Source organism: Rossellomorea aquimaris TF-12, from assembly GCF_001648555.1.
GTDB lineage: Bacteria > Bacillota > Bacilli > Bacillales > Bacillaceae_B > Rossellomorea > Rossellomorea aquimaris.
In genome coordinates this window covers 373,549-390,364 of sequence record NZ_LQXM01000027.1, presented here as the reverse complement: position 1 = coordinate 390,364, position 16,816 = coordinate 373,549, and the positions used below count along the sequence as shown (strand labels likewise).

At 37.9% G+C, this 16,816-nt stretch carries 19 protein-coding genes and 1 riboswitch; of the genes, 11 read left to right on the top strand and 8 right to left on the bottom strand.

Features of this window, described 5'->3' with window-relative positions:
- Positions 1 to 25: 25 nt before the first annotated feature.
- On the bottom strand, positions 26 to 196 hold the full coding sequence (ytzI, locus tag IQI_RS20615; protein ID WP_231893412.1) for a YtzI protein: 171 nt from the start codon (positions 194 to 196) through the stop codon (positions 26 to 28).
- A 166-nt stretch (positions 197 to 362) separates the two neighbouring features.
- On the opposite strand from ytzI, the gene IQI_RS11260 reads away from it, so the two are divergent.
- The gene (locus tag IQI_RS11260) at positions 363 to 545 is read left to right on the top strand and encodes a putative motility protein (RefSeq protein ID WP_064092727.1); all 183 of its coding nucleotides are present in this window, start codon (positions 363 to 365) and stop codon (positions 543 to 545) included.
- 114 nt (positions 546 to 659) lie between these two features.
- Here the strand turns inward: IQI_RS11260 and IQI_RS11255 are convergent, their stop codons facing one another.
- Positions 660 to 905: a DUF6154 family protein gene (locus IQI_RS11255; protein ID WP_064092726.1), complete on the bottom strand. Its 246-nt coding sequence runs from the start codon at positions 903 to 905 to the stop codon at positions 660 to 662.
- Positions 906 to 1,240: 335 nt separating this feature from the next.
- On the opposite strand from IQI_RS11255, the gene IQI_RS11250 reads away from it, so the two are divergent.
- Positions 1,241 to 1,570, top strand: a complete 330-nt coding sequence (locus IQI_RS11250) for a hypothetical protein (RefSeq protein ID WP_064092725.1) — start codon at positions 1,241 to 1,243, stop codon at positions 1,568 to 1,570.
- 102 nt (positions 1,571 to 1,672) lie between these two features.
- Complete coding sequence (gene ytkD / locus IQI_RS11245) at positions 1,673 to 2,149, top strand: RNA deprotection pyrophosphohydrolase (RefSeq protein WP_064092724.1); 477 nt, start codon at positions 1,673 to 1,675, stop codon at positions 2,147 to 2,149.
- Here the strand turns inward: ytkD and IQI_RS11240 are convergent.
- The 3 genes from IQI_RS11240 to IQI_RS11230 form a co-directional block, all read right to left on the bottom strand.
- Positions 2,139 to 2,948, bottom strand: coding sequence for an ABC transporter permease (locus IQI_RS11240; RefSeq protein ID WP_408007372.1), 810 nt, complete (start codon positions 2,946 to 2,948; stop codon positions 2,139 to 2,141). The two genes, ytkD and IQI_RS11240, sit on opposite strands and share 11 nt — an antisense overlap.
- The gene (locus IQI_RS11235; RefSeq protein ID WP_064092722.1) at positions 2,908 to 3,696 is read right to left on the bottom strand and encodes an ABC transporter ATP-binding protein; all 789 of its coding nucleotides are present in this window, start codon (positions 3,694 to 3,696) and stop codon (positions 2,908 to 2,910) included. Before IQI_RS11235 ends, IQI_RS11240 begins: the two co-directional genes overlap by 41 nt.
- An 81-nt stretch (positions 3,697 to 3,777) precedes the next feature.
- Positions 3,778 to 4,779, bottom strand: a complete 1,002-nt coding sequence (locus IQI_RS11230; RefSeq protein ID WP_064092721.1) for an ABC transporter substrate-binding protein — start codon at positions 4,777 to 4,779, stop codon at positions 3,778 to 3,780.
- A gap of 154 nt (positions 4,780 to 4,933) precedes the next feature.
- Here IQI_RS11230 and IQI_RS11225 point away from each other — a divergent pair, with 154 nt between their 5' ends.
- The 3 genes from IQI_RS11225 to IQI_RS11215 all read left to right on the top strand — a co-directional run bounded on the left by IQI_RS11225 (position 4,934) and on the right by IQI_RS11215 (position 6,698).
- On the top strand, positions 4,934 to 5,716 hold the full coding sequence (locus IQI_RS11225) for an alpha/beta hydrolase family protein (RefSeq protein WP_064092720.1): 783 nt from the start codon (positions 4,934 to 4,936) through the stop codon (positions 5,714 to 5,716).
- Positions 5,717 to 5,760: 44 nt separating this feature from the next.
- Positions 5,761 to 6,003, top strand: coding sequence for a DUF2584 domain-containing protein (locus IQI_RS11220; RefSeq protein ID WP_064092719.1), 243 nt, complete (start codon positions 5,761 to 5,763; stop codon positions 6,001 to 6,003).
- A gap of 104 nt (positions 6,004 to 6,107) precedes the next feature.
- On the top strand, positions 6,108 to 6,698 hold the full coding sequence (locus IQI_RS11215) for a biotin transporter BioY (protein WP_064092718.1): 591 nt from the start codon (positions 6,108 to 6,110) through the stop codon (positions 6,696 to 6,698).
- A gap of 37 nt (positions 6,699 to 6,735) precedes the next feature.
- Here IQI_RS11215 and IQI_RS11210 read toward each other — a convergent pair whose 3' ends face one another.
- On the bottom strand, positions 6,736 to 7,527 hold the full coding sequence (locus IQI_RS11210; RefSeq protein WP_064092717.1) for a GNAT family N-acetyltransferase: 792 nt from the start codon (positions 7,525 to 7,527) through the stop codon (positions 6,736 to 6,738).
- A 160-nt stretch (positions 7,528 to 7,687) separates the two neighbouring features.
- Here IQI_RS11210 and IQI_RS20610 point away from each other — a divergent pair, with 160 nt between their 5' ends.
- Positions 7,688 to 7,837, top strand: coding sequence for a lmo0937 family membrane protein (locus IQI_RS20610; RefSeq protein WP_156509879.1), 150 nt, complete (start codon positions 7,688 to 7,690; stop codon positions 7,835 to 7,837).
- 144 nt (positions 7,838 to 7,981) lie between these two features.
- Here IQI_RS20610 and pckA read toward each other — a convergent pair whose 3' ends face one another.
- Positions 7,982 to 9,571, bottom strand: a complete 1,590-nt coding sequence (gene pckA, locus IQI_RS11205; protein ID WP_064092716.1) for a phosphoenolpyruvate carboxykinase (ATP) — start codon at positions 9,569 to 9,571, stop codon at positions 7,982 to 7,984.
- Between the two features lie 312 nt (positions 9,572 to 9,883).
- Positions 9,884 to 10,035: riboswitch (SAM riboswitch) on the top strand.
- Between the two features lie 212 nt (positions 10,036 to 10,247).
- On the opposite strand from pckA, the gene metK reads away from it, so the two are divergent.
- Complete coding sequence (metK, locus tag IQI_RS11200; protein WP_064092715.1) at positions 10,248 to 11,447, top strand: methionine adenosyltransferase; 1,200 nt, start codon at positions 10,248 to 10,250, stop codon at positions 11,445 to 11,447.
- 244 nt (positions 11,448 to 11,691) lie between these two features.
- On the opposite strand, the gene IQI_RS11195 is transcribed toward metK, so the two are convergent.
- On the bottom strand, positions 11,692 to 12,207 hold the full coding sequence (locus IQI_RS11195) for a gamma carbonic anhydrase (RefSeq protein WP_064092714.1): 516 nt from the start codon (positions 12,205 to 12,207) through the stop codon (positions 11,692 to 11,694).
- Positions 12,208 to 12,292: 85 nt separating this feature from the next.
- Here IQI_RS11195 and IQI_RS11190 point away from each other — a divergent pair, with 85 nt between their 5' ends.
- The 3 genes from IQI_RS11190 (at position 12,293) to IQI_RS11180 (ending at position 16,768) form a co-directional block, all read left to right on the top strand.
- Positions 12,293 to 13,096, top strand: a complete 804-nt coding sequence (locus IQI_RS11190; protein ID WP_064092713.1) for an alpha/beta hydrolase — start codon at positions 12,293 to 12,295, stop codon at positions 13,094 to 13,096.
- A gap of 14 nt (positions 13,097 to 13,110) precedes the next feature.
- The gene (locus IQI_RS11185) at positions 13,111 to 14,184 is read left to right on the top strand and encodes a tetraprenyl-beta-curcumene synthase family protein (protein WP_064092712.1); all 1,074 of its coding nucleotides are present in this window, start codon (positions 13,111 to 13,113) and stop codon (positions 14,182 to 14,184) included.
- 214 nt (positions 14,185 to 14,398) lie between these two features.
- Positions 14,399 to 16,768, top strand: coding sequence for an immune inhibitor A domain-containing protein (locus IQI_RS11180; protein WP_456238911.1), 2,370 nt, complete (start codon positions 14,399 to 14,401; stop codon positions 16,766 to 16,768).
- Positions 16,769 to 16,816: the final 48 nt, after the last annotated feature.

Genomic DNA, 16,816 nt, shown 5'->3' with positions numbered 1-16,816 from the left:
TTAAAAAAACGATGGCTTTTAAGTTTTATTCTTTGTTATCTTCTTCTTGCTCCATCTTTTCAAGATGTGGATTATTTTCAATTGGATCCACTGTATGTTTAACAGATGTGTATGCTTTTGACGTTGTAAGGGCACTTACAAAGATTACTAAAATACATATGGCCACAGCAATAATCAGAACAAGTGTCATTGACATGATGCTACCCCCTTTTTTTCTATTTTATCACATGCAAAATAATCATACATTTTTTACTTAAGAGCATGATCTATCAATTGGTGGAATATTTTGCTATCCTTAAGGTATCGTTTATGACTTTTTATTATTCTAATGAAATAGTGTATTAAACAAGGAGGATGTTGGTATGAATCTTTCATCAATTATGGGAAAGCAGGTAGCTGAGCTTCAGCATACCTTGAGTATGAATTTATTAAAAAGTCAAATGTCTACTCAAACGGCACAGGTAACAGCAATGTTGGAAAAAATGAATTCTTCACAGCCTGCACCTCATCCAAGTAAAGGACACACTGTTGATATTAAAGGGTAAGGGATTGAACAAGAGGACGCATCGTAGAAGCTTTCTACGATGCGTCCTCTTGTATTGGTTAGAGAGTGTTGAAATTAAAGCTCTGCCTCTTAACAAAGCCATTCTCTTTTTCTTTTAATGCAAACTCTTTTTTTCCCTTAGGACTCTTTCTTCGCTTTTGGACCATTTTTCTTTTAAAGTTTCAAATATGTATAGGCGAAAGAAGTATTCCAGTTCTTCCGTTTCCATTTCCTGAATTAATTCTAGTAGCTCGTGCCTAGAAGTGTCTTCTAATATTGTAAGGGCAATGAGGTCTAAGTCTTCGTCAGTACCTTTAATTCTTCCTCGGTACATTTCATAAATCTCTTCGATTAACTTCATGCTCTTCACCTCCCTATAATTAGATTCTAACATGAACACTAGTTAATTAATAATGAAATTATATTGTACACAACTCTTCTTTTCTCTTTACCCTTTATAAGACAAAATAACCATGGTTCTACTTTCAAGAGACAATTAAGCAAATAAAATCTGTTGATACCTTATTGATACTATACTATCAAATCACTACTTTATTCGTAATAAAAAGTTTTTTATTTCATTCTCTCTAAGAACCTTATTTTATAATCTGTCTTTTGGTTCCTCCAATTTGAATGTGAATAAATTCTTATAAAATGAAGAAAATGAAGGATAAGTACTGTTAAGGGGTGGGAAGCTTGAACGAGGAACGAAATGATTATTATATTGAAATAGCCACAGGTGAAATTTCAAGAAGTTCAACAGATTCACCTTGGAACTTTAAAATTTCAGCAACGGATGAAGAAATTACACAGCTTCGAGAGATCTTTGATTCCAATCATTCGGTGGATTGGCAAAACTTTTACCGAGCTCACGTACCGTATCTTCAATACCATTATGATCGTCAAAATGATGCATATGATGAGAATATGCGTCAAGCGTATGGAATGATTCATCAACTTGGGGATGGCGAAGCAAAGAAATTTATAGAGGGTATGGGGATTCTAAATGAAGAAAATCCTCAATAAATGAAAAAAGTGTTGGTCCACATGAGAAATCTGTGGACCAATGCTTTTTATTTATGATTAGATAAAGAGAGTAAGTACTAGTAGAATGTGAGGTGAAACCAGATGGAACAATTTATTGATGCCAATGGAGTTAAAGTAGAGCTTTCATTTGAGAAAAATTTTTTCTCACAACAATCAAAGCATGTGTTCATTCTCTGTCGTTACCAAAACCAATGGCTCTTCACACAACATAAGAGGAGAGGCCTTGAGTTTCCAGGTGGAAAAGTAGAAGAAGGAGAAACCTTAGAAGAAGCTGCTATACGAGAAACATATGAAGAAACAGGAGGAGTGATCAAGGATCCTCTTTTTATAGGTGAATACAAAGTATATGATCAGTCCCCATTTGTAAAAACCATTTTTTTTGCTAATGCACTAGAGGTTGTTGAAAAAGAGGACTATCTAGAAACAGATGGGGCGATTGTTTGGTCAGGGGATTTTTCAACGATTCAATCACATCCAGAATTTAGCTTTATTATGAAAGATAAAGTAGTGGTATTAGCCATGAAAAGACTGGTTGAATTAAACCTCCTTAAGACTTAATCCACCTTTTTTCTAATTGTTCCACGACCTTATACATAATCGTTGCAAAAACAGCAATAACGAGTAAGGATAGAAGCACCAGGGTGAAATTAAATACTTGGAATCCGTAGATAATCATGTATCCGAGTCCTTTTGCTGATACTAAAAATTCACCTACAATAACTCCAACCCATGATAATCCTACATTTACCTTCAAGGTGGATATTATAGTAGGAAAGGACGCTGGTAAAATGACTTCCTTGAACATTTGTCCCCTACTAGCTCCGAATGTTTGCATCACCTTTAAGAAATTGGGATCCACTTCCCGAAAGGAAGTATAGACAACGATTGTCGTGATAATAACAGAAATAATGGTCCCCATGGCAATAATCGAAGTGAAACCAGGTCCTAAGCCAACTATTAAAATAGGACCGAGTGCAACTTTAGGCATTGCGTTAAGGATAACAAGATAAGGATCCAGGACCTTTGATAGAAAAGGAGACCACCAAAGGATCGCAGCTAAAAGCGTTCCGAGAAAAGTACCTAAAATAAATCCTACAATCGTTTCTCCCAATGTGACGGATAAATTAGCGAGTAGGCTTCCGTCTGCTATTTTCACAATGAAGAGGCTCCATATTTTAGATGGTGAACTAAAGATTAATGGATCAACCCATGATAACCGACTGGCGATTTCCCACAGAGAAAAGAACACAAGAAAGATAAGGGCTTGATAAAACCATATCCACCTTTGCTCTTTCTTTAGAGATTGAATGTATTGACTATGCTTTTGTTTGATTGCTTCCGGATTCAAGTTTTTCAAGCTCCTTCCATATGGATTGAAAGAATGGGGAAAAGGTTTTATGATTGCGTACGGTAAAGGGTTTTAATTCCTTTAGTTCTGACGGTACTTCAAAAATGGTATGGATGCGGCCAGGCTTCGCTGAGAATAGGACAATTCGGTCACTCATCGCTATGGCTTCCCCAATGTCATGGGTAACGAGAATCGCCGTTTTACTTAAGGACTTTAATGTAGTAAAAATCAAATCCTCCAACTTCAGTTTTGTTTGGTAATCCAATGCTGAAAAAGGTTCATCTAAAAGAAGAATCTTCGGTTCAGTAATTAAGGTCCGTATGAGGGCAACTCTTTGTCTCATTCCGCCTGAAAGCTCCCTTGGATACATTCCTTCTACACCTTCTAACCCCATTTGAGATAACAATTTACGACCTTCCTGTTTTTTTTCCTCCGTAAGGTTATTCATGGTCTGCAAGCCTAAAAAGATGTTTTCTTCAATTGTTTTCCAAGGAAAAAGATAGTCTTGCTGAAGCATGTACCCCATTCGATTTCTTACTTTCTTAATGGGTAGATCGTTTAAAAGAATATTTCCTTTCGTCGGTTCAATAAGACCAGCTATGATAGAAAGTAACGTTGTTTTCCCACACCCACTCGGTCCAATAAAAGAGACGAACTCTCCTTCTATCACATTCAAATCAATGCTTGAGAGAGCATGAGTAGCTGATTTCGGTGAAAAATACGTATGGTGAATTCCATTCAGTGTTAGAAAGTTCATAGTCAATACGCCTCCAATCGGGGATGTCTTAGATGAGGGGCTGACTATTCGGTCAGCCCCTCCTGGATGATTGAAGAATGTTTATTTTGCTATTTTTTCAGCGATTGATGTATTAACGAGAATACTGTGTTCAACAGATTGAGGCAGCTCCCCGGCTTCATTCATAATCGACTGCAAATTATTCCATTCTTCTTCATCTAGTATTGGGTCAGTAGCATATGAGCCTTGAGACTTATAGCGGTCAACGACTGTTTCAATTAATTGCAGCTCAGTATCCTCAAAATAAGGTTCAATGACCTTTGCTATTTCTTCGGCACTGTTTTCTTTTACCCATTGTTGTGCTTTATACAAAGCCTTAGTAAACTTTTCAATAACCTCTTTGTTTTCATTCATGTAGCTATCCTTTGCCATAAATGTTGTATATGGTACGTGACCTGATTCAGTACCAAAGGAAGCAATGATATGCCCTTTTCCTTCTTTTTCAAAGATAGAAGCAGTTGGCTCAAATAGCTGTACGTAATCTCCTGTACCAGATGCAAAGGCGTTAGCAATATTAGCAAAGTCTATATTTTGAATTAATTTCAAGTCATTTTGAGGATCAATCCCATGCTTCTTAAGGACAAACTCCCCAACCATTTGAGGCATTCCGCCTTTTCTTTGTCCTAAGAAAGTGGAGCCTTTCAATTGATCCCATTCAAAGTTCTCTACATTTTCCCGTGATACTAAAAAAGTTCCATCGGTTTGCGTTAATTGAGCAAAGTTGATGACAGGGTCATTTGAACCTTGAGCATGAACATAGATGGTTGTTTCAGAACCTACCAGAGCGACGTCAGCACCGTCAGATAATAAGGTGGTCATCGTTTTATCTCCACCCCAAGTAGTGGTCAATTCTATATCTAACCCTTCTTCCTTAAAGAACCCTTTTTCAATGGCGACATATTCAGGGGCATAGAAAATAGAACGAGTCACCTCTGCAACACGGACTTTTGTCATTTCGTCTGTCTTTTCTCCACATGCTGACATACCAATGGTTAGTATCAAGAGTAAGAAAACCCCAATACCACTTCTGATCCATTTATTCATTTACTACTTCCTCCTTTAGATTCCCAGCCTCTTTTTTTCTCTATTGTGATGTAGTCACTTTCATGTATCTTCTCTTTAGAATTTGTTAAAATATTCTATGTACCGTGCAAAAAATGTGTGAATACCCAATGCACGTTTTCGAAAGGAAGAGAATATGAGAAATGGAACTGTGGTGAAGAAAACATTATTTCCTTCACCTAACCCAAAAGTAGAACTTTACGAAATTATCTATATATCTGAAGGATTAAGAGTAAAGGGACTCCTTGCAGAACCCGTCAAGAAGGGAAACTATGACGGCTTTTTATACTTACGTGGTGGTATTAAAGGAGTGGGAATGGTTCGACCTGCCCGAATTGCTCAATTTGCTTCCAATGGATTTATTGTGTTTGCACCTTACTATCGAGGGAACCTTGGGGGAGAAGGGAATGAAGACTTCGCAGGGGATGATCGGAAGGATGCAACAGCAGGATTTCAACTGCTTCAAAATTATTCAAGAGTTCGTGACAATCGAATTCATGTATTTGGATTTTCACGTGGAGGAGTGATGGCTCTATTCGTAGGAATCAGTCATAATGATGTTACCTCAGTCGTTACGTGGGGTGGTGTTTCCGATATGTTTCTTACGTATCAAGAGCGAAGCGATCTTCGAAGGATGATGAAAAGAGTAATTGGGGGAAGTCCGAATAAATTTCCAACGAGATATGAATGGAGGACGCCTCTATATGAGTTGGAACTACTCCAAGCACCCGTTTTAATCATTCATGGTGAAAAAGATGAGAATGTTTCAGTGGAACATGCATATAGACTAGAGAAAAGATTGAAAGAGTTAGGGAAAGACGTTACCTCCTACTATTTCAATGAGTTTACACATTATTTCCCTCCAAAAAAGAACAGAGAACTGGTTTCGATGCTGTGTACCTGGATGAAAAATCAATAGCTTATATTGTATGATAGAAATAAAAAGGATAGGGGTCTTGTGAAATGGGAATGGGATTAGAATTGAACACGATGATTGTGACGAAAGGAAAAGAAGTGAGGAAGGAAAAAAATTTATTTCAACTGCAAAAAGATGGATATCGTTTGTATCCTATGCATATTCCAATCGAAGTAAGGAAGACAAAAGAGAGTGATCCTAATGGATATGGTCGCATAGAAAGAATGGAATGGAAGGATGACAAAACAACGATTGTATATCAGCTCATTTCTTTGAATTCAACAAATTAATAGGAAATTATGTAAAGGAAGCTCACTACAGTGTAAGCTTCCTTTTTTATGAGGAAAATAAACCTTCCCAATTTGTATATTTTTATGTTAACTTAAAATATGTAATGGTTTACATAAAGGAGGAGGAAAAAGTGAACAGTCAAAGGCTAAGAATGATTATTCAATGTGGCATTTTTGCAGCGATTACCGGCATTTTTGCTCAAATTGAAGTCCCATTACCACTAGTGCCCATTAGCGGACAAACATTAGCAGTTGGTTTGACAGCAACGATACTGGGGAGTAGATATGGAGCATTTTCCATGGTGTGCTACACAGCGCTTGGGGCAATAGGTGTTCCAGTATTTGCTGGTTTCAGTGGAGGAGCACAAGTATTAGTGGGGCCAACCGGTGGCTATATATTTGGTTTTATCGCAGCAGCATACATAACGGGTCTGATATTGGAACGTACAAAATTCAATTTAAGCATGGCGATGATTGCTAATACAGTCGGCATGATTGTGACCTTAGTTCTAGGGACGATCCAGCTAAAATACGTTGCAGACTTAAGCTGGGCTCAAGCAATGGCAGCGGGAGTTTATCCTTTTATTGTTGTCGGTCTTATTAAGGCCTTTCTTGCTAGTTGGATTGGAATTATTGTAAGAAATCGATTGGTTCAAGCTAAATTAATTCCAAGTAATAGAAAAGTTGCAGCATAATAAAAAAGTTGACTCCACCAATTAGGAGTCAACTTTTTTATTTGAAAGTATACATCATCCAGTAGCCAATATCTTTAAACCCGATTCGCTTATAAATTTTTCCGGCTTCAGGATTATCATAAAATAAACAAAGCTCTTTTCCTTCCTCTAACAATTCCTGACATAGGTGTGAAACACATTGAGTAGCATATCCTTTTCCTTTATAGTTCTGATCTGTACAGACAGCCACTACCATGGCAGATAAGCTATTTTCAGCCGTTGTAGAAGCGGAAGAGACAAACCTTCCATCCTCCTCAATGAAATAACCTCTTGATACACCCTTTTCTATATTCTTTTTCCTACTCTCAATACTAAACGCTCCATCCTTAAATTCAGGGATGCTTTTTAGAAGAGAATTAAGTTTTGGTAGATCAGATAGGGTGATTTTTTTCACTATGTTAGAAGCCTGTAGTTCTAAGGAATCCATGCGATCACATTTTGCATAATATAGTTGTCTTTTGGATTTTAATTCTCGTGATAAGTATGGCTCCATTTGAGAAATGATTTTTTTTAGCCCTGATACAAACCGGTAATCTTCATGTGAATTAATAATTGTTGCGAAGCCCTTTGCGTCAAATTCACCAAGGGAATATGGAATGAAATTTTCACGGTACTTTAAAAGTACTCCTCTTAAGTTTCCGTTTTCATCAAAGTCTCCCCATACTTGTTGAAAATCCTCCTCATACCCAAATGCTTCAATATCCCCAATAATAAAGAGGTTTTCAGCTGGTTGTTGATGAATGAGTTTTTGACAAAGATCATCATCCTGCTCTGTTAGCTGTCTAATCATTTTAGGTCCTCCGTAGATTTTTAATTGTAATCATACCAAAATTAACAATAATTAGTAAAGTAGTATTTTTATAGAAAAACCTAAATATACATTTTTTTTGTTTTAAAAGTGCTGAAATAGGGAAAGTTAGGATAAATCACAATTGTAAGGAGGAGTATTGATGCTGTGGACCATTATCGGAATTCTTTTAGTTCTGTGGCTACTTGGTTTAATATTTAAAATTGGTGGAGCCATTATTCATGTATTACTTATCATTGCTGTAGTCGTATTTCTGTTTAATCGAATTACAGGGCGAAAAAAAGGGTTATAGGATGGAAAAGAGGAGGGAGGATCCCCTTCTCTTTTTTGTTTGCTGTTTATAAAGGGACTGTCATTGCAAAAATCTTAAAGAAAAAGATCATTTGTATAAAAAAAAGAGGTCCGTCCCTCTAAGGACAAACCTCTTATGATATGTTTATTTGACGGTTGGGCCGCCTTTTTGTTCGATTTCGGCAGGTACGTTTGCGAATTTTGTGAAGTTTTCGTTGAACTTACGAGCCAATTCTTTTGCTTTCTTTTCATAGGCAGATTCGTCTAGCCATGTTTTACGAGGTTGAAGAACTTCATCAGGAACACCTGGAACGTGTACAGGAATGTTCAATCCAAAGATCGTATCCGTTTCTGTTTCAACGTTCGTTAGTTCTCCTTCAAGAGCGGCTTGAACCATTGCACGAGTGTAAGACAGCTTCATTCGACTGCCAACACCATATTCTCCACCCGTCCAACCTGTGTTAACCAGGAAGACTTGAGCATTGTGCTCATCAATTTTCTTTCCGAGCATTTCTGCATACCGTGTTGCAGGAAGTGGTAGGAAAGGTGAACCAAAGCAAGTTGAGAAAGTGGCTTGTGGCGAAGTAATTCCACGCTCTGTTCCAGCTAGCTTTGATGTGTAGCCACTTAAGAAATGGTACATGGCTTGTTCTTTTGTTAGCTTACTGATTGGAGGTAAAACGCCAAATGCGTCGGCAGTTAAGAATACAATAGTATTCGGATGACCTGCAACACTTGGTTCTACAATATTATCAATTGCTTGAAGTGGGTAAGCAGCACGTGTATTTTCCGTTAATGTGTTATCATCGTAATCAGGAATTCGAGTTTCGTCATCAAGAACAACGTTTTCTAAGACAGAGCCAAAACGAATGGCATCAAAGATTTGAGGTTCCTTTTCACGAGTTAGGCCGATGCATTTAGCATAGCATCCACCTTCAATATTAAATACACCGTTTGGAGACCATCCATGTTCATCATCTCCGATTAAACGACGATTCGGATCAGCAGAAAGAGTTGTCTTTCCTGTTCCAGATAAGCCAAAGAATAGTGCTACGTCTCCTTCACGGCCTACATTTGAAGAACAATGCATAGATAGAATATCAGATTCAGGCAGCATGTAATTCATAACAGAGAAAATCGATTTTTTCATTTCCCCGGCATACTCTGTTCCACCAATGAGTACGATTCTACGTTCGAATGAAACAATAATGAATGTTTCAGAATGTGTACCATCTACTGCTGGGTCTGCTTTAAAGTTTGGAGCAGAAACAATGGTAAATCCAGATTGATGAGTCTTTAGCTCATCACTTGTTGGGCGAATGAATAATTGGTGAGCAAATAGATTGTGCCAAGCAAACTCATTAATCACTTGAATAGGTAGTCTATGTTTAGGGTCAGCACCTGCAAAACCTTTAAATACAAATACTTCTTCTTTTTCTTTTAAGTAGTTTACAACTTTATTATATAGTTTATCGAATGATTCTGAAGAGATTGGTTGGTTTACAGATCCCCACTCAATTTTATCCTTCGTTGATGATTCCTCGACAATAAATTTATCTTTAGGAGAGCGTCCTGTGTATTTACCAGTCTCTGCTCTAACTGCTCCTGATGAAGTTAAAACGCCTTCATTTCTGTGAAGAACTTTTTCAACTAATTGTGAAACAGATAATTGGTGTTGAATATTTTGACCATTAAGTAATTCCGTTAATTCATTAGACATGCTCACTGAATTCATTAGAACCCTTCCTTTATATAAATTTAGATATCTCTGTGTTTCTCAAAAATAGTATAACACAATTAAACCATTAGTCTATACTATTTAGTTATTTTTATTATGTGTCTTCGTTTTGTCACATTTATACCCTGTTTTTTGAAATCTCATCACTTATATATAGGTAAAAACAGTGTTGTGTTAACATCAAATGTTCATTAGGTTTTATCCTAAGGAATTGTATGTTTTACCCTCTTCCTTCACTGGTTAATCCTTACATGGGAAAATGGTTGACACCCATTATCATAACCGTTAATATTGTACCTTGAACGGATACTCTTATCCTGAGCTGGTGGAGGGAGCAGACCCTATGAAACCCAGCAACCTGCTAAATAGTTTATTGGTTTTTCCTCATTATAATGGAGGAATATCAGATTAAGCGAAGGTGCTAAACTGAGGCAAGGTCTTTGAACCTTGAACGATAAGAGAGAAAAGGCGCGGCTATGATGTGAAACCTTTCCTCTATTGCTTTATTTGAGGAAGGGTTTTTTCTATATTATAGAAGAGCATTTGCACACGAATCTCATGTTTTTTTATAAAAAAACCATGTTTACTTCATACTACTTAGGGAATGAGTACCGTATCTGTTTAAATGTTTTGTTAGAGCTATTCTAGCAACTATGCTTAAGGAGGAACCTTGATGTCAACTAAACGTCGTCTGTTTACATCTGAGTCCGTAACCGAAGGACATCCAGATAAAATTTGTGACCAAATTTCTGATTCAATTCTTGATGCAATTTTAACGAATGATCCTAATGCTCGTGTAGCATGTGAAACCTCTGTTACAACAGGACTTGTTCTTGTAGCAGGAGAAATTACAACGAATACGTATGTAGATATTCCGAAAATCGTTCGTGAAACGATTCGTGAAATTGGATATACTCGAGCAAAATATGGATTTGATGCTGAAACATGTGCTGTATTAACATCGATAGATGAGCAATCAGCTGATATCGCACAAGGGGTGGATCAAGCCCTTGAAGCTCGTGAAGGTCAAATGACCGATGAAGAAATTGATTCAATTGGAGCAGGAGACCAAGGTTTAATGTTCGGTTTTGCTTGTAATGAAACGAAAGAGCTTATGCCTCTTCCGATTTCACTTGCTCACAAAATCTCTCGTCGCTTAACGGAAGTTCGAAAAGAAGAAATTCTTCCTTACCTACGTCCAGACGGTAAAACGCAAGTAACAGTAGAATATGATGAAAACGATAAACCAGTTCGCATCGATACAATTGTTATTTCTACTCAACATCATCCAGAAGTTACATTAGAGCAAATTCAACGTAACTTAAAAGAATATGTGATCGATCCAGTTGTACCGAAAGAATTGATCGATGATCAAACAAAATACTTCATTAACCCAACTGGCCGCTTTGTCATTGGTGGACCACAAGGTGATGCTGGTCTTACAGGCCGTAAAATCATCGTTGACACGTATGGTGGATATGCTCGTCACGGTGGAGGAGCATTCTCAGGTAAGGATGCGACGAAGGTTGACCGTTCAGCTGCATACGCTGCACGTTACGTTGCGAAAAACATTGTGGCAGCAGGCTTAGCAGATAAATGTGAAGTTCAACTAGCCTACGCAATTGGAGTAGCTCAACCTGTATCCATTTCTATCGATACATTTGGAACAGGACAAGTTTCTGAAGATGTATTAGTAGATGTTGTGAGAAACAACTTCGACTTACGTCCAGCAGGAATCATCAAAATGCTAGACCTGCGTCGTCCTATCTATAAGCAAACAGCTGCGTATGGACACTTTGGTCGTACAGATATTGATCTTCCATGGGAACGTACAAATAAAGCAGAAGTATTAAAAGCAGAAGCTTTAAGATAATCATGAAAAATGACCAACGCTCAAATGGGAGTGTTGGTCATTTTTTTGTTGTTCCGCAGAGTCTGCAGGATTTATTGAGTTGTGTAGAATGGGAGATATCTTTAATTTTTGGCAGAAAAAAATATTTTTACGATCGATAAATCCCCAAAACGCCAGATAAACTCATGAAATGGCACATAAATCTTTCATCACAAAATTTTTATGACTAATCTCTTTAATGATAGGGTATCCCAAGTATAAGAACTTAAATCGGTTTTATACTTTTATAGTACTGCCCTTTTTCAGCGTATTCTCTAGAGATGCGCTTCATCTCACTGATATCATGTTCATTTAACTCACGAATGACTTTTGCTGGTCTACCAAATGCCAGAGTATTCGGAGGAATCACTTTTCCTTGAGGGACAAGGCTGCCAGCACCAATAAACGCACCTTCTCCTATTTCTGCATTGTCTAAAATGATGGATCCCATTCCAATTAACGCCTTTTTTCTAATTTTGCAGCTATGTAATATTACTCCATGTCCTACTGTTACTTCATCTTCTAGGATTAGAGTGTTATTGGGGCTCTGATGTAAAATGGAATTATCCTGAACATTTACTTTGTTACCGATTTTGGTTGGAGCGACATCTCCTCTGATGACGGTGTTAAACCAAATACTAGATTCTTCTCCAATCTCAACATCTCCTGAGATGGTGACATAATCAGCAATGAATGCACTTTTAGCGATTGTAGGTTTTATTTCATGATATGGATAGATCATTTTACACTACCTCTTTCAAGAATATTTACTATAATAAATGGTAGCAGAATTTCTTCATTAAGAGAACTATAAAGGAGGATTTGCCATGTGGAAATGGGAAACAGATCAAGAAGCGAAAGCAGTCATCGTTATTATTCATGGAGCAATGGAACATCATGGTCGATACGGTTGGCTCATTGAAATGTGGCGTGCATCTGGTTTTCATGTCATTATGGGGGACTTACCCGGACAGGGGATGACCTCTAGAAGTCATAGAGGACATATTGATTCATTTGACGAATACATTATTGAAGTGAAGGATTGGATTCAGGCAGCCTATGCATTTGATTTGCCAGTGTTTGTCATTGGACACAGCATGGGAGGATTGGTTGCAGTCCGATTTTTACAAGAATCTCATGTGAATCTTGCAGGAGTCATTCTTTCATCTCCATGTTTAGGACTAGTGAAAAGCCCGGCAAAGCCTGTACAGCTACTTTCATATGGGTTAAATAAATTTGCTCCTATGGTGAAGTTTTCTTCAGGTTTAACGATTGATATGGCTACAAGAAATGCCGATGTAAGAGAAATCGATAGTAATGATTCTCTTTATATTACAAAGGTATCTGTTAGATGGTATAGAGAATTGGTACATGCCATAAAACTAGCTTTCATGAATCTAACGAAAATGCCTGATGTGCCTTTACTTGTTCTCCAGGCTGGAGAAGATAAGATTGTCGATAAAAAGGCAGTGAAAAAATGGTTCAACGAATTGTCACTATCTGAAATGCACTATAAAGAATGGCCGAAATGCTATCATGAAATATATAATGAGCCTGAAAGAGAAGAAATATTTGAGTACTCAAAAACGTTTATTGAAAGTCGCTTGAAGTCCATAGGATACATTCTATAAATGAGGTGGGAAAGTTGTCTATTCCGAATCATCCATTCTCTTTAATGAAGAAAGTGTACCGAGATGTATTTCCAATTGTTCATCTGGAGCTAGAGGGTTGGAAGGAACGAGCTATGAGTATTCCTAATCAGGAATTAAGAAAACAAGCATTATCCAGTATTGAGCACAAAGCCTTTCATTGTGAAGGGGGTTCTATTCTTTCTTTATTAGCTCCTGATATGAAGGAGAATGTGATACGCTTTATCGTTGCCTATCAAACAATTAGTGATTACTTAGATAATCTTTGTGATCGAAGTGTTTCGTTAGATCCTGATGATTTTGCTTTGCTTCATCAGTCAATGAAAGACGCATTATCGGTGGGATCAATCCCTGTAAATTATTATGCATTAAGAGAGGATCAAGACGATGGAGGATATCTTCAAAATCTTGTTCTTACGTGTCAAACATCGTTACAGAAGCTAATTCATTACGATAGCATTCATCATGACTTGATTGAACTGTGTGGATATTATTGTGACCTCCAAATACATAAACATGTGAAAATGGAAGAAAGAGAAGGCCGACTGATACGTTGGTTTGAAAATCATAGAAGAAAGCTACCTGAGATGGACTGGTATGAATTCTCTGCCTGCTCTGGTTCAACACTGGGCATTTTTTGTTTAGTTTCCTATGCAAGCCGTCAGGATTTCACTCCTTCATACGCTGAGAAGATAAAAAAGGGGTATTTTCCATACATTCAAGGCTTACATATTCTATTAGATTATTTTATAGATCAGGAAGAAGATCAAAAGGGTGGAGATTTAAACTTCTGTTTTTATTATGAAAATGACGAACATTTAAAAAACCGGCTGCTGCATTTTTTAAGAAAAGCTGATGAACATACATTTGACCTTCCTCATGCCCGTTTTCACCGACTGATTAATAAAGGGCTAATAGGTGTTTATTTGTCAGATGAAAAAGCCCATAAACAAGAAAAAGTTCACACCTTTTCCAAACAGTTTATGGGAGAGGCTGGTTGGGTAACGAAATTCTTCTACTTTAATGGGAGAATGTATCGAAAGTGGAAGAACCGTAGGGAAATTTCATAAAATGTTTAAGGCTAGTTCTGACAGAACTAGCCTTTTTATTTGTGCAAAAAAAAGTACTTTATGTCTATTTTTGTGGAAAACATAGGTAAAAAGAACTAATTAGTGTCAGAATACATTTACTTTTCTGAAAAATCTTGTATATTAAAAATAGTTGGAAATTTTATAGTACATATGAAGGGGGAATGACGTGTTGAAATCACGTAAAGTATTATCAATGGCCATGGTGGCTGCTCTAAGTGTTGGTGCTTTTGCAGTACCGGCATCTGCAACAACCGTAGGACCAGAAAACGTTTTAGCAAAGCCAACGGTGAAACATGATCACAAAAGTGGAGGGCCTTTCGATTTAGGCATTGCGAATGATGAGCGCTTAATTGAAATGCTGAAAGCCGATGGAAAGATTGCAAAAAATGCAACACCAGCTGAAGCAGAGAAAGCTTTAAACAAATTTTTAAGTGCTAAAGCAGATGCAGCTTCAAAAGAAGCTGGAGAACTTCACAATGAAGAAAAAGAAGCTAAATCTGAGCTTCAAAAAGCTATGAAAGATTATAGTTTGAAAAATGGAAATGGAAATAAACTCGGACAAGCAAAGAAAAACTCACCTGCTTCAGTAGAAGAAGAAGCATATGATGGTGAAATGCGTACGGATAAAGTTCTAGTTCTTTTAGTTGATTATCCGGACAAGCCTCATAACTCTATGACTGCTGATGAAACAGACATGTATTATGAAGGTGAAAATTCATACTCTCGTGAACATTATCAGGACATGTTATTTGGAACAGGTGGATGGACAGGTCCAGATGGTAAAACCTATGTATCCATGAAGCAATATTATGAGCAACAATCTGGTGGAAGCTACTCAGTTGAAGGGGAAGTTGCTGGATGGTATACAGCAAGCCAACCAGCTGCAGCGTATGGTGGAAACTACCCAACTGAAGATGACAGTGATGTAAACGCAAGAGGGCTCGTTAAGGAAGCACTAGAAGCTGCGGATGCAGATCCTACTGTAAACCTGGCAGATTACGACAAATGGGATCGTTACGATCTTGATCGTGATGGAGATTACCTTGAGCCAGATGGACTTGTGGATCACTTAATGGTTATTCACTCCGGTGTTGGTGAAGAAGCAGGTGGAGGTTCATTAGGATCTGACGCAATTTGGTCTCACCGTTGGAACCTAGGCGGAGTATTTACTTTGGAAACTGAAGCTGCCGTACCATACTGGGGCGGAGTAATGGCTGCCTACGACTACACTATTGAACCAGAAGACGGTGCAGTTGGAGTTATGGCTCATGAATTCGGTCATGATTTAGGTCTTCCAGATGAGTATGACACTCAGTACACTGGAGCAGGAGAACCGGTAAGCTACTGGTCCATCATGTCTAGTGGTAGCTGGGCAGGTAAAATTCCTGGAACGATGCCGACTGGATTCAGTCCATATATGAAAGAAATGCTGCAAACTTCTGCAGTGGTTGATAATGAAGGTACTAAAGGGAATTGGTTGACAGGAACTGAATTTGCCCTTGAAGATATTGATTCAAAAGGAATGGAAGTTCTTCTTGATGAAGCTGCCACAAAAGGCACAAATAATGATGTAGTAAAAGTAACACTTCCTCAAAAGGAAACAGTAATCAATGAGCCGGCAAGTGGAGAATCTGAATACTTCTCTGGAAGTGCAGATGACTTACACAATGTGCTATCAACAACAGTTGATTTAACAAATGCTACATCTGCCGCGTTCAATTTCAAAGCTTGGTATGATATTGAAACTGACTGGGATTATGCTTATGTAACAGTAAACGGAGAACCAGTAGCGAGCGATATCACAACAAATACAGACCCTTATGGTTCTAATTTAGGTAATGGAATTACAGGTTCTTCTAATGGCTGGATTGACGCGTCCTTTGACTTATCAGCTTATGCTGGTGAAGAAGTAGAAGTAGCTATCGAGTATGTAACGGATGCTGCTGTATCGAACCCTGGATTATTTGCAGACGACATTTCAGTAGTCGTGGATGGTGAAGAAGTTCTGTTCGATGATGCAGAAGGAGACGCTTTAGTAAAGTTAGATGGATTTACGAAAAATGACGGTATTAAACGCTCTGAACATTACTACCTATTAGAGTGGCGCAGCCACAACGGTGTAGATGAAGGTCTTGCTAACATCCGCCGTGGTGACAGCTTAATGCAATTCGATGATGGATTAGTAGTATGGTATGTGGATAAACAATACAGTGAAAACTGGACAGGTATCCACCCAGGAGACGGGTTCATTGGAGTTGTGGATGCTGATCAAAAAGTGAACACTTGGAGCGACGGTGCTTTAGGATCTACTCGTTATCAAGTTCATGATGCAGCATTTAGCCTAGATAAGTCAGAAAAAATGTTCCTTGACTACACTAGTCTATATGGTATTACATTAGAGGATAACAACACGGCTCGTAACCCACTATTTGATGATAGTGCAGATTACAGCAATGCTGGTCTAGTAGACGCTGGACGTAATGTACCAAACTACGGATTGAAATTCCGTGTAACAGGTCAAAGTGCTGATGGTACAGTAGGGAAAGTGTTAATTTACAAATAATCTTTTAGAACATTAAAGGGTGACTGCCTACTGGCAGTCACCCTTTAA